Below are 21,384 nucleotides of genomic sequence, written 5' to 3'. Positions count from 1 at the left end.
CAGACGCTCCGCGCGGAGAACCGGTCCCTGCGCGAGGAACTGGAGCGCCTGAAGCGGTCACCGGTTTGACCCTGGACCTACGGCTGGGTAGGTTACGGTCAAGTAGGTTTGGCCGTGGAGGCGTGAGCCATGAACAGCCAGTCGCCAGGCGTATGGAACAACGCGGAGGCCCTGCGGGGTGCCAGCCGCCTCGCGGTGCAGGCCACCCGGGGCGTGATGGGGCTCGTCGAAGAGGTGCACTGCACCATCGCCAGCGGGCCGTCCCTCCTGGGCAGGCCATTGGAGCGCCCGGCGCGAGCCGTGACGGGGTGGATCTATTCGAGACTCCAGGAGGCCACGCGGCACGTCGGCGCGGGGCTCGATGCCGTGCTTGCGGCGCTCTCGCCGTGGCTGGGGGATGGTGCTCCGGGGCCTCAGCGAGAGGCGGTGGTCTCCGTGCTGAACGGCGTGCTGGGGGATGCGCTGGAGGCGCAGGGCAACCCGCTCGCGATTCCAATGGCATTCCGGGTCCACGGGCAGCCGTTGCGCCTGGCGCCCGAGGCCCTGCGCGACGCCCTTCCTCAAGCAGGGCGCCGGCTGCTCGTGCTGGTCCATGGCTCCTCGATGAACGACCTGCAGTGGAGCCGGCGGGGGCATGATCATGGCGCGGCACTGGCTCGCGATCTCGGCTACACGCCGGTCTATCTCCACTACAACAGCGGCCTGCACATCTCCCGGAACGGGCGTGCGCTCTCCGGGTTGTTGGAACAGCTCGTGGCCTGCTGGCCCGTGCCGCTCGAATCTCTGACGCTCATGGGCCACAGCATGGGTGGACTCGTGGCGCGGAGCGCATGCCTCGCGGCGGAGTCCGAGGGCCTGGCCTGGCGTCCCTTGTTGCGCGGGCTGGTCTGCCTGGGGTCGCCCCATCACGGTTCGCCGCTGGAGCGCGGTGGAAGCTGGGTGGACGTGCTGCTGGAGCTCAGTCCGTACAGCGCGCCGTTCGCGCGCCTGGGACGGATCCGCGGTGCCGGGGTCACCGACCTGCGCTTCGGCAACGTACTCGACTCGCACTGGGAGGGGCGGGAGCGCTTCGGGTGGGGTGGGGATGCCCGTCGCGGCCTCGCGCTGCCGGAGGGCGTGGCCTGCTACGCGATCGCGGCGACCACCGCGAAGACGTTGGCGGAGCGGCTGCCCGGTGACGGGCTGGTCCCGGTGGACAGCGCGCTCGGGCGGCATGCCCTGCCTGAGCTGACGCTGCGGTTCCCGGAAGCGAACCAGCGCATCATCCCGGGCGCGAACCACCTGGACCTGCTTGACCACCCGGAGGTCTACGCCACGCTTCGCACGTGGCTCGTTTCCTGAGTGGTTCCAACGACCGCATCACTCTCCCCGCTGGCGTCGGCGGAACTCCTCCACCTTCGCCTTGTTGCCGCAGCCCGACATGGAGCACCAGCGCCGCTGTCCGGAACGCGAGGTGTCCACGAAGAGGAGCGCGCAGCCCTCTCCCTCGCAGTTGCGGATGCGCTCCGCCAGCGGCCCCCCCAGCAGCTCCACACCGTCCCGCGCCACGGCCGCCAACAGGGAGTGCACGCCACCGCGCGTCCACGTCAGTCCCTCGGGGCCCAGCTGCGGCGCTAGAGGAGGCTCCGCCGCCCACCGGTTCACCAGCGCCCTGGCCTTGGAGTCCAGGCCCTGGTTTCGCAAGCGGGCCACCGCCAGCTGGTAGAGGGCTTCGCGCAGCTCGCGCGCGTGCCGCAGGTCCTCGTCGGTGGGCTTTGGATCCTTCGCCGCCAGCCCGGCGGCGACCAGCCAGCGGCCCAGGTCGTGCGGCGTCTCCAGCAGGTCCTTCGGCTCGGCCTTCAGCCGCGCGGCCAACGACGCAGGCAGGTCCAGGCAGAGCCGGCCCGAGCGGAACTTGAACCCGTCCCGCAGCTCGCCGGCAGGTGCCTGGTTTTTTCTGGGTGCCATGACACTCCACAGGAAAGCATGAAACCGGATTGACAGGTTACGAAAATTCAAACATATCTCCGCTTGTAACCTGTTCGTGAGGTTACTGGATTCCATCCGTCGCGGAGGCGTACCCATGCAGTTGGAAGGCAGGAAGGTGATTGTCGTTGGGGCTGGCTCGGGCATCGGCAGGGGCGTGGCCATCGCCGCATCGGAGGCGGGTGCCCACGTGGTGCTGGCGGGCCGTACGCGGGAGACGCTGGAGGCCACCTCGGAGCTCATGAAGGGCCCCCGCGAGGTGCGCGTCCTGGACGCTTCCGTGGAAGCCGAGGTGGCGGCCTTCTGTGAAGCGGTGGGCCCCTTCGACCACCTGGTGAGCACCGTGAGTCAGGGGGCCGCAGGGCCCCTCACCGGGATAGGCTCCGCGGCCATCGAGCGGGCCTTCGCCGCCAAGCTCTGGGCGCCCATCTTCCTGGTGAAGCACGCCTCGCCGCGCATCTCCCCGGAGGGCTCCTTCACCTTCTTCTCCGGCTTCCGGGCCTGGAAGCCCGCCGTCGGCACTTCCATCACCAGCCTGGTCAATGGAGGGCTCGAAGCCTTCACCAGGGCGATGGCCTTGGAGCTCGCGCCGGTGCGGCTCAACGCCATCTCTCCGGGCGTGGTGGACTCCGGCTCCTTCTGGGACCGGCTCGGCGCCGAGGCTCGCGAGCGGCTCTTCGCGGACTACGCCAACAAAGCCCCTGCCCGCCGCGTGGGGAAGACGGAGGACCTGGCCGCCGCCACCCTCTTCGCCATGACCAACCCCTTCCTCACCGGCACCGTCCTCTCCGTGGACGGCGGTGGGGTGCTGATGTGAGCGGGGGCGACGCGATGAAGCGCTCCCATTGGTGCGCGCTCACGGCCGGGTCCCTGCTGCTCCTGGCGGTCCTCCTCACCCCTCGCGAGGCGAGCGCCCGAGAGAGGTCCCTCGCGGATCAGCTCGTGGGTACCTGGACGCTGGTCCTGGTGGACAACGTGCTTCCGGATGGGACGCGGGTGCAGCTCTACGGTGCGGAGCCCCAGGGCCTGCTCATGTTTGATGGCCAGGGGCGCTACTCCCTCCACATCCTCCGCGCGGGTCGGGTCCGGTTCGCGTCCAGCGACAAGAGCCAGGGAACGCCGGAGGAGAACCAGGCCACCGTGCGGGGGACCAACTCGCACTTCGGCCGGTACTCGGTGAACGAGAAGGAGCGCACGCTCACCTTCCACATCGACCACGCCTCGTTCCCGAACTGGGAGGGAACGGAGCAGCGGCGCACCTTCACGCTGACGGGCGACGAGCTGAAATACATCGTCCCCGCGCCGACGACCGGTGGGACGGGGACCGTCGGCGAGGTGAAGTGGAGACGCGCGAAGTAACCGCGTGGGTTCGCGGGCTACAACGGCTGGACGTGATCCGCGATGCGGCCCGAGGCCAGCAGCTCCCTCAGCTCGTCGGCCATGCGGTCGCCCTCGGTCAGCACCTGCTTCCACGCGCGGACGCGGTCGTCGGCCTGCATGTCCGTGAAGTCCGAGCGGTCCGGGATGCGTCCCCCGGGCAACCGCGCCAGGTGCGCGGGCGACGGCGTGATGATCAACGCTCGCCGGAAGTTGACCGGCCCCGCCCGGCGCCACTTGAGCGACTTGTCGAACCAGCCGGGCACCACGTACGGATAGAAGTGCGGATACAGCACCAGCCCGTCGCCCGTGCCGTAGTCGACGTCCAGGTGGTAGTCGACGACGCCGCCGTCCCGGTACATTCCGGGCGGAGCACCCGGGATGTCCTGGACGCCCGCGAGCACCATCGGAATGGATCCCGACGCGATGAGCGCCGGGCGCAGGTTGTCGCGGCTGAGGGGACGGTGGACCGACGGCAGGTCCTTGAGTCCGGCGAACGGGCTTGAGTCCCCAGCGGTATGGAAGATGACGCGCTCCATGTGGAGCCCGAGCGTCCGGCGGCTCACCACGTTCGCCAGTGCGCCCAGCACGAAGCCCGCGAGCTGCACGCTGGACTGCTCCACCCCCAGCAGCCCCTTGCACCGGGCCGTCACCACGTGCAGCCGCGCCCAGGGGTGCGTGAGGATCTCCTCCACGCCGCCCGGCCCCAGGAGGGTGTCCAGGATCGTCGAGCTCAGCTTGCTGACCAGCGCGGGCGGAGGCTTCGGCGGGTAGCGCTGCTCCACGTACGCATCCGCGAAGCGCCGGAGCGCGGCCACCGGGTCCTTCTGCGCCAGGCACGCGAGCCGCCAGCTCCCAATGGAGCTGCCAATGAGGTGCAGCGGCCGGGTGCGCGGCTGCTGGAGGAACTCGCCGAACAGCACGCGGTCGATCCCCTCCAGGCCCAGCCACTTCGGACCACCGGAAGCGCCCGGAAGGATGTCCACGTCCTCCGCACGCAGTCCGCGCTCCCGGAGGATGCGCAGGGCGTCGGGTCCCGCAAGCAACGTCAGGCTCTGGCTCATCGCGGGCGCGGACCCTAGCAGTCCGCCACCGAGGGCGCTCAGCGCTCGTCGTCCGGACGTTCCGAATCCAGCGGATGGAGTGTCACCACCTGGTGACCGTCCTCCGGCTCGGAGCGCGCCTCTTCCAGCTCCTCGGGGGTCTGGGGCGCCCGCTCGGAGAACTCGTCGTTCTCCAGGTGACGCTGGCGCTGCTCACTGGTCTCGCCGTAACCCTCCAGCTTCTTGCTCGCCATGGTCGTCCTCGCATCCGAAAGGTGAACCCCAAGCCTTGGGATGGTGTCCGGTGGGCGCAAGCGGTGGTCAGCACGGGCGGCCGCACGCTCCAGGAGCGGGTGCGCTCAATCCTCCAGGATCCCCACGGAAGGGGGCGCGCCGTCGCGCTCGCGCTGGGCCTCCAGGTAGGCGGAGAAGCCCGCCTTGGAATGGATGCGGAACACCGGCAGCCGGGGGAGCACGTGGTCCGCGAAGGCGTACTGCTCGCAGACGAGGCTCGCGCGCAGGGCTCCTTCGGGGCCTCCGGTGAAGGGCTGGACCTCGTGCTGGAGATTGCCTCGGAAGTGGACCAGCAGGCCCGGCTGGGGTCGCACCTCGCCCTGGAGTTGGTTGTCGCGCAGCAGCCGCAGCGCGCCTCCCTGCGCTCCTTCCGGGACCCGCAGGTACAGGACGCTGACGTACTCAGGGGTCGCGCCGGCCACGCCGCTCGGCTCCTGCAGTGTCGCGTCGATGTGGCGGCCCACCGGCGTGCCCGCGTCCAGCAGCAGCAGGTTCAGATAGAACGCGTTGGGACGCGGACGCGTCTCACGGCCGCCGAACCACCGCCGCTTCACCGGCACCACCTCTTGCGCGGCGGCGTCTTCGAGGACGCGGCGCAGGTAGACGGACAGGAACGGGAATCGGGCCTCCAGTGTCGCACGGCCCTCGCGCGTGAAGATGAACGCGAAGCCCCGGCTCGCGCGGAACGTCCCCATCAGCGGGCTGCGCGCGACGAACCTCGAACCGAGCAGGGCATCTCCCAGCGACTCCAGCTCGGAGTGGGGCAGGGCGTCGGGGTGGGTGACGTACTCGGGCACGAACCGGACGCTAGCGCCTTCCCGGCGCGCGCGAGAGGGGAACCGCCACCGCTCGCCTCCCTCCCGGCCAGGCCCGTGGCTACACGGAGGCCTGCCTCGCGGCGCCCTTCGCCTTGTCCAGCATGTGCAGCAGGGCCTCCTCCGAGCAGTGCATGCCCTCACCCGCGTGCGCTGCCAGCTCGTCCACGGATTCGAAGTAGCGGTCCACCACCTGGCCGCGCTCGAACATGACGAGCACGGACGGGTAGATGTACGACGCCTTCGCCACCGCGGGCGTGTTGCCCAGCTGTTCGGACGCCTCGCGCACAGCGGCCACCATGCTCTTCTTGAGCACGGTCTTCTTCACCGGGCCGCCGTCGCCGTCCGCCTTCACCCGCTCGCGAGCGCGTGCCAGCGCGCAGGCGCAGATGAGCGTGCCCGCCCAGGTGCGGAAGTCCTTCGCGCTGTAGCCCGGGCCCATCACCTGCTGGATGTATTCGTTGATGTGCCGGCGGCGCACGTCCACCACCGCGCCGTCGTCGAGCACGAACTTGAAGACGTCTCGCCCGGGCACCTTCAGCAACTGCCGCACGAGCGTCGCCACGCGCCGGTCCCTCAGCTCGCGGTGCTGCCGCACGCCGGACTTGCCCGGGTAGTCGAACACCAACGTGTCGCCATGCACCTTCACGTGGCGCGAGCGCAGCGTGGCGAGGCCGAAGCTGCCGTGCTCCTCCGCGTAGCGCTCGCTGCCGGGACGGATGAAGCACGTGCCCAGGATGCGCAGCATCCCCGCGAGCACGCGTTCCCGGCCCAGCCCCCGCTTGCGCAGATCCTTGTTCACCTGGCGCCGCATCTTCGGCAGCGCCTGCGCGAAGCTCACGATCCGCCGGTACTTCGCATCCCGCTGCTTCTGCGTGTGCGCCTCGCTGTAGCGGTACTGCCACCGGCCCGCGCCATCCCGGCCCACCGCCTGGAGCCGCGCGGAGGCCTTCGGTGAGATGAACACGTCCGTCCATGCAGGGGGCAGCCGCAGCGCGGCGATGCGCTCGCGCTCCGCGTGGGACACCGCGCGGCCTCGCGCGTCCACGTAGCGGAACCCGCGCTTCATCGTCCCCAGCCGCCGGTGGCCGCCCAGCCGCAGCCGCTCCAGCTGCGTCATCCTCCGACGGCTCAAGGGCGGAGGAATGCGCTCGGAATCTGAGACGGCGGCATGGGAGGGCATCGCCTCCCTGTAGTGCGCAGCCCACGCCGGGGCGGCAATCCGGTTGCCCCCTGGTGGCACGGAGGGTGGCCGGGCAGAAAAGCCCGGGGTGGCATTTTCGGATGGCGGTGCAGTCGCTTAGAGTTCGTTGCGACTCCCACCTCCGAATTTATTCCCGAGGCATGACGACCTTCCTCGACGCACTGCTGGCGTTTCCGACCGCCCTCTTCACCATCCTCCTGGGGGTGGTGCTGGCGTACTGGCTGTGCGTGATCATCGGCGCGGCGGGCATCGACCTGCTGGATGGCGACGTGGACCTGGAGGGCGGCGCCAAGGCGGTGAGCGGCGCCTTCGAGGGCGGCGCCAAGGCGACGTCGGGGCTGCTGGAGGGCGGCGCGAAGGCCGTCGCGGGGCATGGGGTCGACCACGGGGGCCACTCGCACCTGCACGACGCGGAGGCCGCCACGGGCCTGCTCGCGGCGCTGGGCTTCGGCGGCATCCCCGTCACCGTGTCGGTGAGCCTGGTGGTGTTCCTCTCCTGGTCCTTGTCACTGCTCAGTGGACAGGCCACGCACGCGGCGCTCTCCGTGCTGCCCTCGTGGCTGGTGAGCACGGGCCTGGGCCTGCTCTGCGCGGCGGTGGGGACGGTGGTGGGCGGGCTCGCGGTGCGGCCGCTGCGCCCCATCTTCATCGCCAAGAAGGCCCCGGGCCGCGAAGCGCTGATGGGCCGCGTGTGCACCATCTCCAGCGGCAGCGTGACGGCCAGGGATGGCCACGCCACCTTCGACGATGGGGGCGCGGGCCTCATCCTCAATGTCTTCTGTGACAAGCCCAACCAGCTCAAGCGCGGCCAGCCGGCGTTGATCCTCGGCTACGACGCGGAGCGGGGCGTATACGAGGTGGAGCCGGTGGACTGGCTCCTGCCGCAGGAAATGGAGCAGCTGCGTGATCCGCTGAAGGCCGCGGCCCTCGCGCGAGCCCGCGCCCAGCGATGAATTGGCGTCCTCCGGGCTCCTCCGGACGGACGCGACAATCGGCACCGGGTGGCTTTCGCGGGGGACCCCGAGTGCTTGGAACAAGGCCCGCCCAACGGACTTCACAGGATAGGCCATGGATCCCATCAGCCTTGCAGCAATCATCGGCGGCGGCGTCATCATCCTCTTCGGCATCTTCGTCAGCGTGGCCAAGTTCTACCGACAGGTGGATCAGGGCAAGGTGCTCATCGTCAACACCATGAAGACCGAGCCCACGGTCACCTTCACCGGCGCCGTGGTGCTCCCCATCGTCCACCGCGCGGAGGTGATGGACATCTCGCTGAAGACGGTTGAGATCGACCGCCGCGGCAAGGAAGGCCTCATCTGCCAGGACAACATCCGCGCGGACATCAAGGTCACCTTCTTCGTGCGCGTGAACAAGACGCGTGAGGACGTGCTCAAGGTGGCCCAGTCCATCGGCTGCGCGCGCGCCTCCGACCATGAGACCCTGGAGAACCTCTTCGAGGCCAAGTTCTCCGAGGCCCTCAAGACGGTGGGCAAGTCCTTCAACTTCGAGCAGCTCTACACCCAGCGCGAGGAGATCAAGGACAAGGTGGTGGAGACCATCGGCCGTGACTTGAACGGCTACATGCTGGAGGACTGCGCCATCGACTTCCTCGAGCAGACCCCGGTGGAGATGCTCGACAAGGACAACATCCTGGACGCCCAGGGCATCCGGAAGATCACCCAGCTCACCACCGAGCAGAACGTCTTCACCAACGAGCTGCGCCAGTCCGAGCGCATGGCGGTGACCAAGCGCAACGTGGAGGCGGACGAGGCCATCTTCGCCCTGGAGCGTCAGCGCGAGGAGGCCGCCGCCAAGCAGCGCCGTGAAATCGACAGCATCCAGGCGCGCGAGACGGCCGAGGCCGACCGCGTGAAGAGCGAGGAGTTCGCCAAGGCCCAGCTGGCGCGCATCAAGGCCGAGGAAGAGATCGCCATCAACGAGGAGAACAAGCAGCGCCAGGTGCAGGTGGCCCAGAAGAACCGCGAGCGCGTGGTGGGCGTGGAGACCGAGCGCGTGGAGAAGGACCGCGCCCTGGAGGCCATCAACCGCGAGCGCGAGACGGAGCTGCAGCGCATCGCGAAGGAGAAGGCGCTGGAGTCGGAGAAGAAGGCCATCGCCGACGTGATCCGCTCCCGCATCGCGGTGGAGAAGACCGTCGCCCAGGAAGAGGAGAACATCAAGGACCTGCGCGTGACGGCGGAGGCCAAGCGCACCAAGGAGGCGGTCATCATCACCGCCCAGGCGCACGCGGAAGAGGCGTCCGTGAAGGACATCCAGGCCGCGGACGCGAGCGCGAAGATCGCCGTGTTCCACGCCAAGGAGAAGCTGACCCTGGCCGAGGCGGACCTGGAGGCCGCGGACAAGCAGGCCAAGGCGAAGATGCGGCTGGCCGAGGGAATCCAGGCCGAGTCCGCCGCCGCGGGCCTCGCCAACGCGCGCGTGCGTGAGGCCGACGCGGCCGCCACGGAGAAGCTGGGCATGGCGCAGGTGCGCGTGAAGGAGGCCGAGGCCTCCGTCATCGAGAAGCAGGGCCAGGCGCAGGCCGCCGCGGTGCGCGAGAAGCTGCTCGCCGAGGCCGCCGGCGCCGAGCAGAAGGGCCTGGCCAACGCCCGCGTGCAGGAGGCCGAAGCCACCGCCATCCACAAGCGCGGCGAGGCTGAAGCGTTCGCCACGCGCGAGAAGCAGCTGGCCGAGGCCGCCGCCATCCAGGAGAAGCTGATGGCCGAGGCCCGGGGCCTGTCGGAGAAGGCCGCCGCGATGAAGGCCCTGGACGGCGTGGGCCGCGAGCACGAGGAGTACCGCCTGCGCCTCCAGAAGGAGCGCGACGTGGAGCTGGCGGCCATCAACGTCCGCAAGGAGATCGCCCAGGCCCAGGCCAGCGTCCTGGCCCAGGCGTTCAGCAACGCGAAGTTCCAGATCGTCGGCGGCGACGGGAAGTTCTTCGAGAACTTCATCAAGGCCGTGTCCATCGGCAGCTCGGTGGACGGCGCGCTGGAGCACGGCGAGTCGCTGAAGAAGGCGCTCGGTGGCTACCTCAACGGTGAGAAGGACCTGCCGGCGGACCTGAAGGAGATCCTCTCCAAGCCGGGCCTCAGCAACGACGCGCAGAACCTGGCCGTCGCGGCGCTCCTCAACCGGATGTCGGTGAGCCCCACGGAGACCACCGCCGCCGGCATCAAGGCGCTGGTGCAGTCGGAAGCCGCGGCCCTCGCGCAGAAGCAGCAGGGCTGAAGCGTCCCGCCAATCGCAACCTCCTTTCGGTGAACATCCATGGCAACTGACAGCACCAAGACCCCGGGCGCCCAGGCGCCCGGGGGCGAGGCGACGCTGGAGGGCGGCAGCTACGAGGTCATCCGTGCGCGCCTCCTCTCCCAGGCGGACGCGCTGGCGACCCAGGCGAACGACCTCAACGCCCGGCGCAAGGCGCTGTTCGGCGGCACGGAGCTCACCGTCATCGGCAATGAGCGGGTTCGCACGGAGAACAACTGCGTCCCCCGCGACATCGTCAGCGTCGGGAAGTACCTCCTCTTCGGCTACAACGTCTTCATCGGCCTGAAGAAGGAGACGAACGTCTCGGACGTCTTCTCGCTGCACCGCTTCGAGAAGACGGCCGAGGGGTTTGATCTGTCCGCCGTGCCTCCCACGGAGGCCGGCGGCTTCCTCGCGGACCCCCGGTTCGTGAAGGACTTCGGCGAGCTGTACAAGTACTACAAGGACGCGAAGCTCTTGCAGCTGCGGCGGCGGGACTCGCGGCTGCTCGCGGTGTTCCAGACGGGCCAGTCCGCGCGCGACCTCAAGGTCTTCCGCTTCAACGTGGACGTGGAGGGCCGCGCCACCTACGTGGACAACCAGGGCGAGCGCGACCACGTCTACCCGCCGTCGCACGACTTCGAGTGGACGGTGGCCACGCGCGAGCAGTACGTCCTGGGCCAGCACCCGCACGTCAACGTGTTGGATCAGGTCTTCGTGGAGACGGTGAAGGGCGACCTCACCGTGAAGGTGGAGAACAACACCGCCACCGGCCTGGGCATCTACAGCGAGCCGGTGGATGATCCGGATCAATCGCTGGACGACGCGGAGTTCGCCTGGACGCAGGTGGGCGGGCTCATCCTGCTGCGCGTGCTGCCGTTCCGGGAGAAGGCGTACCGCTACCTCGTCTTCAACTCGCGCACCCAGCACGTGGTGCGCATCGACGCCATTGGCCAGTCCTGCGTGCGGCTGCCCGAGGACCAGGGCATCGTCTTCCCGGGCGGCTACTACCTCCAGACGGGCGACTACAAGGTCTTCGACGGCGCTTCGGAGGGGATGGAGTTCCACCAGGCGGTGCGGTCGCCCAACGGGGAGGACGTGCTCTACGTCTTCCACCGCCGGGACGAGGGCGCCTACGTGCTCTTCCCGTACAACCTGGTGCGCAAGGAGGTGCAGACGCCGCTCCAGGCGCACGGCATGAGCCTCTTCGCGGACGGCGGGCTGGTGGTGTTCCGCGCCACGTCGCAAGAGCCCACGCGCGTGCACCCCATGCAGGTGTGGCAGACGCCGTTCGTCTCCGACGAGCACGCGGCGCAGCTGCCTCCCGCGCCGGGCTACCTGGGCAAGGTGGGCAACGCGGAGCTGGTGCGCGGAATCAGCGACGCGCTGACGCTGCCGCGCGTGGCGAAGACGGACAAGCCCACGCGCCGCACCTACGAGGACCTGGTCTCCGCGGCCACGCGCGCCCTGGACGCGTACTACTGGCTGTCCCACGCGGAAGTGGGGCTCCAGGAGCCCATTGAACAGCTGCGCCGGACCTCCGAGCTCATCATCGACGAGTTCGAGAAGGTCCTCGCGATGCGCAAGCGCGCGGAGGAGTCGCTCGCGCAGGCCACGCAGGCGCAGGAGACGCTGCTGCTCAACGCGCAGCCGGAGGGGCTCAACGACGCGGAGGGCTTCATGCGCGCGTTGGCGGACCTGCGCCGGCACCGCGGACATCTGATCACGCTGAAGGACGTCCGCTACATGGACCTGGGGCGCGTGGACGCCCTGGAGCAGGCGGTAGTGGCCGCGTCCGACGCGGTGAGCACCGCGTGCGTGGACTTCCTCCAGAAGGGCGAAGCGCTGCAGCCCCTGGCCTCGCGGCTGGACGGGCTGCTGGAGCGGCTGGAGCCCGTGACGACGACGGCGGAGCTGGCTCCGCTGGGCGAGGACGTGGAGCGCACCGGCCAGGGCCTGGAGGTCCTGGGTGAGGTGGTGGGCGGGCTCCAGGTGGGCGACCCGCTGGCCCGGGCCCGGATCCTCGAAGGCATCTCCGAGCTGTTCAGCCGGCTGAACCGCGTGCGCGCGGGGCTCCAGGCGAAGCGCAAGGAGCTGTCCGGCAAGGAGAAGCGCGCGGAGTTCGGCGCGCAGTTCAAGCTGCTGGGCCAGAGCATCGAGAACGCGCTGTCGCAGGCGGACCTGCCGGAGAAGTGCGATGAGGCGCTCTCCAAGCTCACCGTGCTGCTGGAGGAGCTGGAGGGCCGCTTCGGCGAGTTCGACGAGTTCCTGGGGCAGATCACCCAGAAGCGCGAGGAGCTGCTGGAGGCCTTCGGCGCGCGCAAGCAGGCGCTGGTGGACGAGCGGCAGCGCCGGGCCTCGGGCCTCTTCGGCGCGGCGGAGCGCATCCTCCAGGGCGTGCAGCGCCGGGCGAAGTCGTTCAAGGCGGACGACGAGCTCAACGCCTACTTCGCGTCCGACGCGATGATCCTCAAGCTGCGGCAGCTGTCCGAACAGCTGCTGGCGCTCCAGGACAGCGTCCGCGCGGACGAGGTGATGTCGCGGGTGAAGTCCGCGAAGCAGGACGCCCTGCGCGCCCTGCGCGACAAGCAGGACCTGTTCGAGGGCGGCGAGGGGCTCATCAAGCTGGGGGCCTACCGCTTCCACGTGAACACCCAGCCGCTGGAGCTGACCCTGGTGCCGCGCGACGGCGCGCTGTACCTCCAGCTCACCGGCTCCGACTACGCGCAGAAGGTGGAGGACCCGGAGCTGCTCAAGTACCGCGAGCTCTGGGAGCAGCACCTGGTCTCCGAGACGCGCGACGTCTATCGCGCGGAGTACCTGGCCGCGGGCCTGCTGATGGACGCGGAGGAGGGCAAGGGCGGCCTCACGCTCGCGGCGCTGTACGAGGCCCGCGCGCAGGAGCAGCTCCTGGAGCGCGTGCGCGCGTACGCGGCGGACCGCTTCGACGAGGGCTACGAGCGCGGCGTGCACGACGCGGACGCGGCGGCGATCCTCGAGAAGCTGCTCGCGCTGCACCAGGGCGCGGGCCTGCTGCGCTTCGCCCCGGTGCCTCGCGCCTGGGCCGCGCTGTACTGGGCCTTCGACACGGACGACGCGCTCCGGGGGGTGTTCCACCGACGCGCGCGGAGCCTCGCGCGGCTGCGGCAGGCGTTCGACATCGGGTCGGACCTGGTGGCGCTGGGCGATGAGCTGGGCGAGCGCGTGCTCGCGTTCCTCCACGGCCATGGCCTCACCGCTTCACCCGCGGAGGGTCGGCAGGCGGGGCGCTACCTCGTGGAGGAGCTGGCGGTGGACCGCCCGCGCTTCACCACCAGCCGCGAGGCGCTGGCACTGAAGGACGCGTTCCTTGCGCACCTGGACCGCCACGGTTCGCGCACCGCGTTCGACGAAGACCTGCGCGGCCTGGAGAAGAACCTGCCGGAGCGCCTGCGCATCGCTCGCGCCTGGGTGGACGCGTTCCTCGCCCGGCGCGAGGGCGGCCCGGGTGAAGCGGCCCACGTCGCGCTGGAGACGGCGGTGGTGCTGCTCACCGAGCGCAAGCTGGACCGCGAGACCGCGGGCGCCCTTACCGCCACGGAGGCCACGGGCCTGTTGGGCAGCCACCCGCGCATCCAGGACCGCAAGCTGTCCCTGCGCCTGGACGAGTTCCTGGCCCGCCTGGGGGAGTTCCGCCAGGTGCGCGTGCCCGCGTACTCGGCATATCGCGCGTACCTGAGGGATCTGCTCGACCGGGAGCGGCGCAAGCTGCGGCTGGAGGAGCTGACGCCCAAGGTGCTCACGAGCTTCGTGCGCAACCGGCTCATCGACGAGGTGTACCTGCCGCTCATCGGCGCGAACCTGGCCAAGCAGCTGGGCGCGGCGGGCGAGGGCAAGCGCACGGACCGCATGGGCATGCTGCTGCTCATGTCGCCGCCGGGCTACGGCAAGACGACGCTGATGGAGTACGTGGCCAGCCGCTTGGGCCTCACCTTCGTGAAGGTGAACGGACCGGCGCTGGGCCACTCCGTGAAGTCGCTGGATCCCGCGGAGGCGCCCAACGCCACCGCGCGGCAGGAGGTGGAGCGCATCAACCTGTCCTTCGAGATGGGCAACAACGTGATGCTCTACCTCGACGACATCCAGCACACGGATCCGGAGCTGCTCCAGAAGTTCATCTCCCTGTGCGACGGCCAGCGCCGCGTGGAGGGTGTCTGGAACGGCCAGACGCGCACGTACGACCTGCGCGGCAAGAAGTTCTGCGTGGTGATGGCGGGCAACCCGTACACGGAGACGGGCGAGCGCTTCCGCATCCCGGACATGCTCGCCAACCGCGCGGACACCTACAACCTGGGTGACATCCTGGACGGCAAGGAGGAGCTGTTCGCCCTCAGCTACCTGGAGAACGCGCTCACCTCCAACCCGGTGCTGGCGCCGCTGGCCACGCGCGACCCGCAGGACGTGCACCGCCTCATCCGGATGGCGAAGGGCGAGGACGTCCCCTCCGGCGAGCTGAAGCACGGCTACGCGGCGGCGGAGCTCCAGGAGATCATCGCCGTCTTCCAGCGCCTCTTCCGCGTGCAGCAGGTGCTGCTCAAGGTGAACCTCCAGTACATCGCGTCCGCCGCGCAGGACGAGCGCTTCCGCACGGAGCCTCCGTTCAAGCTGCAGGGCAGCTACCGCAACATGGGCAAGCTGGCGGAGAAGGTCGTCTCCGCGATGACGGACGACGAGCTGGAGCGCCGCATCGACGACCACTACCAGGGTGAATCCCAGACGCTCACCACGGCGGCGGAGCAGAACCTGCTCAAGCTCCAGGAGATGCGCGGGCGCCTGACGCCGGAGAAGGCGAAGCGCTGGGAGGAGATCAAGCAGGGCTTCGCCCGCGTGAAGCGCATGGGGGGCAAGGAGGACGACCCCGTGGCGCGAGTCACCGGCCAGCTGGGCGCCATCGAGGAGCAGCTGGGCTCCGTGCGCGACGCGGTGGTGCAGGCCGTCGCGCAGGTGAACGCCCCCAGCGACGACACGCCAATCGCCCCGCAGCTGGAGGCCCTGCGCGAGGCCGTGCTGGAGGTGGCCCGCGTGGGCCGTGAGGCCGCCCGGAAGCCGCCCGCCCCCGTGCAGGTGTCGCTCCCGGCCGCGCCCCCGGCTCCGGTGGCCGCCCAGGCTCCGGCCACGGACCTGACCCCATACCTCAAGCACCTGGCGCAGCTGCTCAAGGCGCTCACGGAGCGCGTGGCCACCGCGGCGGAAGCGCCCACGCTGATCAACGCGCCCATGCCGCAGGCGCCCGCGCCGGACTTCGGCCCGTACATGGCGCAGCTCGCCAAGGCCATCACGGCCCTGGCGGACCGGCCCGTGTCGGTATCCATGCCTTCACCGGCGGAGGGGCTCCATCGCGCCGCGAACGGCCCGTCACCGGCGGAGCTCAGCCGGCAGATCGAGCTGGTGGAGGGCGCGCTGCTGCCCCTGGAGCGCGCCGCACGCCGCAACGTGCAGGGGGAAGGCGAAGGCATCAAGGCGCTCCAGGTCTGGCAGGGGGTCACCGAGGCCCTGGAGTTGCTGCGCGGCATGCTGCGGCGCTAGGGGTTGGACGAACGTCGCGGATGATTTCGAACCCCCGCGGCGTCCAGGGAATGGCGTTTTTCTTGTCTGGCATTGGCCTTTAAGGGGGACGGCGCTGCTCCAACCCCCGAGGTCAATGTCATGCATCTCTTCAAGTCCGTCGTTTCCCTGAGTGCGATCGCCATGGTCATGGCGTGTGGTGGAGTGGAAGAGCAGGGCGGTCTCGCCACCCAGGAGTCCGCGCTGGTGACGGGGACGTCCCGGGGCTGCACCTTCACGGTGTCGTCCGCGGCGCGGCCGGGAACGCTGCCCCCCATCTACGACGTCACGGTCACGCGCGCGGCGGGCGACACCTGCGCGTTCGGCGCGGGCAGCGTCGCGGTGGGCTCCTCCACGGGCACCGCGCCCCTGCTGTCGCTGGCGGCCAACGACCTGGGCGTGGCCGTGAGCTACACGTCCAAGAGCAGCGTCAGCGGTAGCGCGCCCCAGTCCCTGGGCATCAAGCACCTGGCGCCGGACACGCTGGACACCGTCCGCTCCGAGGGGCTGGCCGTGTTCCTGGGCAAGGGCTCCATCTACTCGGGCAACCTGTCCATCGGCTCCGACGGGACGACGCTGACCGTGTCCGGCACGAAGAACGGCACCATCTCCGGGCAGACGGGCACCGGGAACAACTACGTGGCCACCTACCTGGACTTCTTCACCAGCGAGACGCCCCGGACCGTCATGACGTACTGATGCGCTGACGGGCGGGGCGGCGGAGGGCGCGCCTACTTCTGGGGTGCGAACTGCTCCGCCCCGTCCACGCTGCCGTCGTCCAGCACCTTCTCCACGGTGTCCACCAGCTGCTGGCCGTCACTGGCCGTGACGCGCAGCTGGAAGCGGCCCTCGCCCACGCCGGAGTCGGTGACGAAGTAGTTGTAGCTCTCGCGGCGGAGGGCCTTCCAATCGCCGTCTCGCTTCCACTCCAGCTTCTGGATGGGCAGCCGGTGGTTGCGAACCTGGATGGCCGTCCACCACGGGTTGCTGCCTTCCTTGAAGTGGTACTCCACGGGGCCCGCCACGTCGCAGGACACCGGGGTCCAGGTGATGTCCACCCGCCCGTCCTTCATCTCCGCCACCCTGGCGAAGGCCTCACGCGACAGGTCCAGGTGGCCCCGGTCGCAATCCGGGCACTGGTCCACGATGCGCACGCGCACGCTGCCCTTGGGCCCGACGATGTCCACGCACTCGCCGCAGACGGCGCTGTTGTCGTACTGCTCGCGGTTCATCGCGGCCACCATCAGGTCGCCGCCCTTGTCGAACGAGCAGTTGCCGGCGCCGGTGGCGTCGTAGAACGTCGCAATCCCTTTCTGCTCCTTCCCCAGTGACACGCCCCCGCCCGAGGCGGAGTCGCCGCATGCCACACAGGCAAGCGAGGTCAGGGCCAACACCAACGCGTTTTGCAACGAAGCGGGTCGGTTCATACCGCGCAGTATACATGCAGTGCTGCGCGTCAAGGGCAGACATCACTCCGAGTGTTGGTTCTGCCCGGCAGACTTGTTAGCGTCCGGACCTTCCCGTTCCCCAACAAGGAAAGGAATTCCCATGATGAACAAGCTGACATCGGTGGTGCGTATCGGGTCTGCCCTCGTGCTCTCCGCCTGTGGTGCTCCGGAGCAGGAGGAGGGCGCGGAGCTCTCGCAGCAGCGCGCGCGGTTGACGACGGCGTCCTCGCAGGGCTGTGACTACGAGGCGACCACGGTGCAGATCACCACGGCTCCGCCGCAGTACAACATCGTGCTGACCCGCACGGGTGGCGCCAGTTGCACCCTGACGATTGGTGATTCGCAGGTCATCCAGAGCGTCCCGCTCAGCCCTCCGGGCACCGTGTCCCTCGCTGGCTCCAGCCTGGGGCTCGCGGTGGGCTTCGTGATGCGCAACGGATGGACCGGCTCGGCCGCCAACATCATGGCCGTGCGCGCCGTGGACCCCACGACGCTCTCCACCACGCGCAACGCGGACATCTACTGTGACTACATGACGGGCAGCATCAGCACGGGCGGCATCGGCCTCAACAGCACGGGGACCAACCTGAGCGCCTCCGGCACCAAGGCGTGCAAGATCAACGGCAAGTCGGGCACCTACTGGTCGGCCAGCTTCTCCGACTTCTTCACCACCACCACGCCCCCCGTCATCACCGTCATCTGACGCATCCCTGAAAAAGCCCTGCCCGCCACCGGTGCATCCCCGGTGGCGGGCAGGGCCCCCCTTGCTGCGCGTTCCCCGTTGGTTCGAGCTGGGTATTCCTTTCAGCGGCCGCTGGCGGACGCGGTGGTCAGCGCGCGGGCCTGGCCGACGAGGCGGACGAACTCGGTGCGATCGGCGTCACCGGCCACGGCGCCCTCCGCCAGCTTCTGCGTGGTGGCCAGGCTCCAGCCCTCCGCGGCGGGCGCGGCGCGGAGGATGTCCGCGGTGGCGGCCACGGCCAGGGCGAAGCGGAAGTCAGGCGACGCGGCCTCCAGCGACGGCTTCAGGTTGGCGCGGGTGAGCGGGAAGGCCTGCTCCTTCGCCTCCGTGCCGTTGGGCGCCTTGGCGCGGATGCGCACCGTGGCCAGCTCCTGGGGCGCGTCCGCCGTGAGCTCCACCTCGTAGAGCGCCGTCACGGTGTGGCCCGCGCCGATCTCACCCGCGTCCACCTTGTCGTCGCGGAAGTCCTTGTCCGCGATGTCGCGGTTCTCGTAGCCCATCAGGCGGTAGCGGGTGACGGCCTTGGGGTTGAACTCCACCTGGAACTTCACGTCCTTCGCGATGACCTCCAGCGTGCCGGTGAGCTGCGTCTCGAAGACCTTGCGCGCTTCCTTCAGGCTGTCCACGTAGAAGCTGTTGCCGTTGCCCTTGTCCGCCAGCTGCTCCATCAGCGAGTCGTGGTAGTTGCCCATGCCGAAGCCCACCGTGGTGAGGGTGACGCCCTCGGCCACGTACTTCTCGATGCTGGCCAGCATGGCCTTCGGGGAGGTGTTGCCGATGTTGGCGTCACCGTCCGTGAGCACCACCACGCGGGACACCACGCCGCCCGCCGCCTTCTTCACCGCGTGCTTGTAGGCCAGCTCCATGCCGGAGCCCATGGCCGTGCCGCCGCCCGCGGACAGCGAGTCCAGCGCCGCGTGGATCTTCTTCACGTCCGTGGCGGGCGTGGGCGGCAGCACGTCCCGCGTGGAGCCCGCGTAGGTGACGAGCGCCACGGTGTCGTTCTCGTTGAGGTTCTTCACCGCGATCTTGATGGCCTCGATGGCCAGCGGAAGCTTGTCCGCCGAGGACATGGAGCCGCTGGTGTCCACCAGGAACACCAGGTGCGCGGGCTTGCGCTGCGACCGGGAGACGACCTTGCCCTGCACGCCCACGCGCACGAACTGGCGGCGCGCGTTGAAGGGCGAGGGAGCGCCCTCCAGGTGCACCGTGAAGGCGCCTTCCTCCGGCGGGGTGTAGCGGTACTTGAAGTAGTTGACGAACTCCTCCACGCGCACCGCCTGGGTGGGCGGCAGCTGGCCCTGCTGCAGGTAGCGCCGCGCCATGGAGTAGGAGGCCGTGTCCACGTCCGCCGCGAAGGTGGACAGGTTGTCCTTCGCCGTCTCGGTGAAGGCGTTGGGCTTGTAGGCCTCGAAGGTGTTGCCGCCCTCGGCGACGGTCTTGTCACCGTCCATGTCCAGCTTGCGCTTCTCCATCGGCTGCTGGAGCGTGATGGGGGCGCTTGCGCCAGCCAGGGCACCGACGGCCATCGGGGCCTTCATCTCCTTGGCCGGCGCCGCGCGCCGCATCGCGGGCTCCGGCGCGGCGGCCATGGCCGTGCTGGAGGGGGCATATTCCTCTGCCTCGCCCGAGGAGGCGGCGCTGGTGTCATCGGCGGCGGCGACGTCGCCCATCTTCTTCCTGGCCGCCGGGGCCGGCGTGGAGGGCGGCGGAGGCCGCGGCGCCATCTGGGACCTGGCCTCGTCCTTGGGGGCGCTCTGGGTGGTGGCCAAGGCCTGCGGCTTGAGCTCGGAGCGGGGCGCGGGCTCCAGCGAGGAGCACGCGCTCACGAGGCTTGCGCAGAGGAGGGCACCACTGACGAAGGACACGCGGCGCTTCGAGAAGAACGGGGACATGGCGGCTCCGGGACCACGGGAGGAAGTCAGCGTGCCCCTGGAAACGACCGACCTCCGGAATGGGTTTATCCGGTGAATTTTTCCCGGGTCCGGGCGTGGGCCGCGCTTGCGTGGGGGGACCCCTTTTGCGACGGTGCCCGCCCATGGAGACGACACGACCGTTCCGGATTCTGGGCATCCAGCAGATCGCCATCGGGGGGCTCGACAAGGGCGCCCTGCGCAAGCTGTGGGTGGACACGCTGGGCCTCACCGCCCATGGCACCTACCGCAGCGAGAAGGAGAACGTGGACGAGGACATCGTCGTGGCGGGCACGGGCCCCTTCAAGGTCGAGGTGGACTTGATGCAGCCCGTCAACCCCGACGGCCGTCCCAAGGTGCACGACCCCGCGCTCAACCACGTGGGGCTGTGGGTGGACGACCTGGCGGTGGCCGTCAAGTGGCTGGAGGGGCAGGGCATGCGCTTCACGCCCGGCGGCATCCGCAAGGGCGCGGCGGGCTTCGACGTGTGCTTCATCCACCCGAAGGCGAGTGATCAGTTCCCGCTGAGCGGCGAGGGCGTGCTGATTGAGCTGGTACAGGCCCCGCCGGAGATCATCCGCGCCTTCGAACAGGCCGCGGCCAGCGCGGCGCACTGAGCAGCCACTGGGTGGAGCGCGCGAAGCCCTTCTTCACCGCGCGCTCCACCGGATCCCACGCGACGCACAGCACGTACGTGCACGCGATGAGCAGCGCGAGCAGGCCCGTGAACTTCAGCCACCCGCTGGAGTCGCCCCACAGCTTCTGGAACGAGAAGACGCCGAAGACGCGGTAGTACAGCAGCATCTCGTGGAAGAAGTACGCGGACAGCGACGACGTTCCGAAGACCTCCAGGAAGCGGCGCGCGCGGGAAGGCTTCGCGTCCGGCGCCATCCGCCCCTCCGCCCACAGCATCAACCACAGCACCGCGCAGACCCACATGAAGCGGGTGGCGGAGTTGGAGGGGTTGGTGACGAAGAAACGGTGGGGCGGGTAGAGGTTGTTGAGCACGCCCGGCATCAGCGTGCCCAGAAGGCCCAGCGCGATGAGGAAGCCCAGGGCCCACGAAAGCCCCTTGCGGCCCCACGCGCCCGCGATGCAGCCCGCGAAGGCGCCCAGCCACGCGAAGCCCACCCAGGGCACCAGCGGGAAGGGGGCCCAGTTGGACTTGCGCAGGAACGACGCCCAGGGCTCGCCCGCGGAGTCGCTGAAGGGCGCCAGCGCGAACGCCACCATCGCGAGGAGGAGGGCCGTGCCCGCGAGGACTCGTGGGCGTGAGGCCAGCAGCCCGGCCAGGGGCAGGGTGAGCAGCAGGCACAGTCCCACGCAGTGGAGGATGTCCAGGCGCAGGAGCCACACGGGCTCGGAGCGGATGGGGAACCACACGGCGTTGACGAGCGCCGCGACGGCGAACACCTCCGCGATGCGGCGCAGGTTGCGGGGCACGCGCTCGTGCAGCACGCCCGCGGCGGCGCTGCGCACCATGAGCAGCGCCAGCGCGAACCCGGCGGAGAAGATGAACGCCGGGGCCACCAGTCCGTCCACCTTGAGCAGCCGCCCTGTCCACACGCTCTTGCGTAGCTCGGGGGTGAGCAGCACGAGCGCATGGGTCTGGAGCATCACGATGACAGAGAGGCCGCGCAGCCAGTCGATGGCGCGCACGCGCTCGCGGGACACGGGGACGGCGTTGGTCTGGGAACTCACGGGCGGCGCTACCCTACGCCGGTCCCGCGGGCGGTTGCACGCGCACGCGG

The 21,384-nt window shown here is 69.7% G+C and carries 17 protein-coding genes; 9 read left to right on the top strand and 8 right to left on the bottom strand.

Features of this window, described 5'->3' with window-relative positions; genetic code table 11:
* Positions 1-129: 129 nt before the first annotated feature.
* A complete protein-coding gene (locus KYK13_RS22010) occupies positions 130-1,341 on the top strand; it encodes a triacylglycerol lipase (protein ID WP_223632607.1) in 1,212 nt (403 codons plus the stop codon).
* Positions 1,342-1,359: 18 nt separating this feature from the next.
* Here KYK13_RS22010 and KYK13_RS22005 read toward each other — a convergent pair whose 3' ends face one another.
* Positions 1,360-1,947, bottom strand: a complete 588-nt coding sequence (locus KYK13_RS22005) for an ABATE domain-containing protein (protein ID WP_223632605.1) — start codon at positions 1,945-1,947, stop codon at positions 1,360-1,362.
* Between the two features lie 115 nt (positions 1,948-2,062).
* Between KYK13_RS22005 and KYK13_RS22000 the strand changes: the two genes are divergently transcribed.
* Entirely contained in the window at positions 2,063-2,782 is a 720-nt protein-coding gene (locus KYK13_RS22000; protein WP_223632602.1) for an SDR family oxidoreductase, read from the top strand.
* 14 nt (positions 2,783-2,796) lie between these two features.
* Positions 2,797-3,324, top strand: coding sequence for a lipocalin-like domain-containing protein (locus tag KYK13_RS21995; RefSeq protein WP_223632599.1), 528 nt, complete (start codon positions 2,797-2,799; stop codon positions 3,322-3,324).
* 17 nt (positions 3,325-3,341) lie between these two features.
* On the opposite strand, the gene KYK13_RS21990 is transcribed toward KYK13_RS21995, so the two are convergent.
* From KYK13_RS21990 to KYK13_RS21975, 4 genes are all read right to left on the bottom strand, one after another.
* Complete coding sequence (locus tag KYK13_RS21990; protein ID WP_223632596.1) at positions 3,342-4,406, bottom strand: patatin-like phospholipase family protein; 1,065 nt, start codon at positions 4,404-4,406, stop codon at positions 3,342-3,344.
* A gap of 38 nt (positions 4,407-4,444) precedes the next feature.
* Positions 4,445-4,639, bottom strand: a complete 195-nt coding sequence (locus KYK13_RS21985) for a hypothetical protein (protein ID WP_223632593.1) — start codon at positions 4,637-4,639, stop codon at positions 4,445-4,447.
* Between the two features lie 105 nt (positions 4,640-4,744).
* A complete protein-coding gene (locus tag KYK13_RS21980; RefSeq protein ID WP_223632590.1) occupies positions 4,745-5,476 on the bottom strand; it encodes a 2OG-Fe(II) oxygenase in 732 nt (243 codons plus the stop codon).
* A gap of 79 nt (positions 5,477-5,555) precedes the next feature.
* Positions 5,556-6,614 (bottom strand): DNA topoisomerase IB, encoded by a 1,059-nt coding sequence (locus tag KYK13_RS21975; RefSeq protein ID WP_223632587.1) that lies wholly within the window; start codon positions 6,612-6,614, stop codon positions 5,556-5,558.
* A 224-nt stretch (positions 6,615-6,838) separates the two neighbouring features.
* Here KYK13_RS21975 and KYK13_RS21970 point away from each other — a divergent pair, with 224 nt between their 5' ends.
* The 4 genes from KYK13_RS21970 to KYK13_RS21955 all read left to right on the top strand — a co-directional run bounded on the left by KYK13_RS21970 (position 6,839) and on the right by KYK13_RS21955 (position 16,229).
* Positions 6,839-7,651, top strand: a complete 813-nt coding sequence (locus KYK13_RS21970) for a hypothetical protein (RefSeq protein ID WP_223632585.1) — start codon at positions 6,839-6,841, stop codon at positions 7,649-7,651.
* Between the two features lie 115 nt (positions 7,652-7,766).
* Positions 7,767-9,929 carry a hypothetical protein gene (locus tag KYK13_RS21965; protein WP_223632583.1) on the top strand — a complete coding sequence of 721 codons (2,163 nt, stop codon included), beginning with the start codon at positions 7,767-7,769 and terminating at the stop codon, positions 9,927-9,929.
* A gap of 39 nt (positions 9,930-9,968) precedes the next feature.
* The gene (locus KYK13_RS21960; protein WP_223632581.1) at positions 9,969-15,512 is read left to right on the top strand and encodes a DNA repair ATPase; all 5,544 of its coding nucleotides are present in this window, start codon (positions 9,969-9,971) and stop codon (positions 15,510-15,512) included.
* Between the two features lie 120 nt (positions 15,513-15,632).
* The gene (locus KYK13_RS21955) at positions 15,633-16,229 is read left to right on the top strand and encodes a hypothetical protein (protein WP_223632572.1); all 597 of its coding nucleotides are present in this window, start codon (positions 15,633-15,635) and stop codon (positions 16,227-16,229) included.
* A 32-nt stretch (positions 16,230-16,261) separates the two neighbouring features.
* Here KYK13_RS21955 and KYK13_RS21950 read toward each other — a convergent pair whose 3' ends face one another.
* A complete protein-coding gene (locus tag KYK13_RS21950) occupies positions 16,262-16,864 on the bottom strand; it encodes an expansin EXLX1 family cellulose-binding protein (RefSeq protein WP_223632570.1) in 603 nt (200 codons plus the stop codon).
* Positions 16,865-17,078: 214 nt separating this feature from the next.
* Between KYK13_RS21950 and KYK13_RS21945 the strand changes: the two genes are divergently transcribed.
* On the top strand, positions 17,079-17,681 hold the full coding sequence (locus tag KYK13_RS21945) for a hypothetical protein (protein WP_223632567.1): 603 nt from the start codon (positions 17,079-17,081) through the stop codon (positions 17,679-17,681).
* Positions 17,682-17,782: 101 nt separating this feature from the next.
* On the opposite strand, the gene KYK13_RS21940 is transcribed toward KYK13_RS21945, so the two are convergent.
* Positions 17,783-19,615, bottom strand: a complete 1,833-nt coding sequence (locus KYK13_RS21940; protein ID WP_223632565.1) for a VWA domain-containing protein — start codon at positions 19,613-19,615, stop codon at positions 17,783-17,785.
* A 143-nt stretch (positions 19,616-19,758) separates the two neighbouring features.
* Between KYK13_RS21940 and KYK13_RS21935 the strand changes: the two genes are divergently transcribed.
* Entirely contained in the window at positions 19,759-20,250 is a 492-nt protein-coding gene (locus tag KYK13_RS21935) for a VOC family protein (protein WP_223632564.1), read from the top strand.
* Here KYK13_RS21935 and KYK13_RS21930 read toward each other — a convergent pair.
* Positions 20,207-21,334: a heparan-alpha-glucosaminide N-acetyltransferase domain-containing protein gene (locus KYK13_RS21930; RefSeq protein WP_223632562.1), complete on the bottom strand. Its 1,128-nt coding sequence runs from the start codon at positions 21,332-21,334 to the stop codon at positions 20,207-20,209. The genes KYK13_RS21935 and KYK13_RS21930 overlap by 44 nt on opposite strands.
* Between the last annotated feature and the right edge of the window lie 50 nt (positions 21,335-21,384).

Source organism: Corallococcus sp. EGB (assembly GCF_019968905.1).
Taxonomy (GTDB): Bacteria; Myxococcota; Myxococcia; order Myxococcales; family Myxococcaceae; genus Corallococcus.
The sequence above is the reverse complement of the archived record's forward strand: the minus strand, read 5'-3'. Positions and strand labels throughout refer to the sequence as shown.

Bases quoted from the DNA above. Each gene is read 5' to 3' on its own strand.
- KYK13_RS22010 (WP_223632607.1), top strand. From the start codon at position 130: ATGAACAGCCAGTCGCCAGGCGTATGGAACAACGCGGAGGCCCTGCGG.
- KYK13_RS22005 (WP_223632605.1), bottom strand. From the start codon at position 1,947: ATGGCACCCAGAAAAAACCAGGCACCTGCCGGCGAGCTGCGGGACGGG.
- KYK13_RS22000 (WP_223632602.1), top strand. From the start codon at position 2,063: ATGCAGTTGGAAGGCAGGAAGGTGATTGTCGTTGGGGCTGGCTCGGGC.
- KYK13_RS21995 (WP_223632599.1), top strand. From the start codon at position 2,797: ATGAAGCGCTCCCATTGGTGCGCGCTCACGGCCGGGTCCCTGCTGCTC.
- KYK13_RS21990 (WP_223632596.1), bottom strand. From the start codon at position 4,406: ATGAGCCAGAGCCTGACGTTGCTTGCGGGACCCGACGCCCTGCGCATC.
- KYK13_RS21985 (WP_223632593.1), bottom strand. From the start codon at position 4,639: ATGGCGAGCAAGAAGCTGGAGGGTTACGGCGAGACCAGTGAGCAGCGC.
- KYK13_RS21975 (WP_223632587.1), bottom strand. From the start codon at position 6,614: ATGACGCAGCTGGAGCGGCTGCGGCTGGGCGGCCACCGGCGGCTGGGG.
- KYK13_RS21970 (WP_223632585.1), top strand. From the start codon at position 6,839: ATGACGACCTTCCTCGACGCACTGCTGGCGTTTCCGACCGCCCTCTTC.
- KYK13_RS21965 (WP_223632583.1), top strand. From the start codon at position 7,767: ATGGATCCCATCAGCCTTGCAGCAATCATCGGCGGCGGCGTCATCATC.
- KYK13_RS21960 (WP_223632581.1), top strand. From the start codon at position 9,969: ATGGCAACTGACAGCACCAAGACCCCGGGCGCCCAGGCGCCCGGGGGC.
- KYK13_RS21955 (WP_223632572.1), top strand. From the start codon at position 15,633: ATGCATCTCTTCAAGTCCGTCGTTTCCCTGAGTGCGATCGCCATGGTC.
- KYK13_RS21945 (WP_223632567.1), top strand. From the start codon at position 17,079: ATGATGAACAAGCTGACATCGGTGGTGCGTATCGGGTCTGCCCTCGTG.
- KYK13_RS21940 (WP_223632565.1), bottom strand. From the start codon at position 19,615: ATGTCCCCGTTCTTCTCGAAGCGCCGCGTGTCCTTCGTCAGTGGTGCC.
- KYK13_RS21935 (WP_223632564.1), top strand. From the start codon at position 19,759: ATGGAGACGACACGACCGTTCCGGATTCTGGGCATCCAGCAGATCGCC.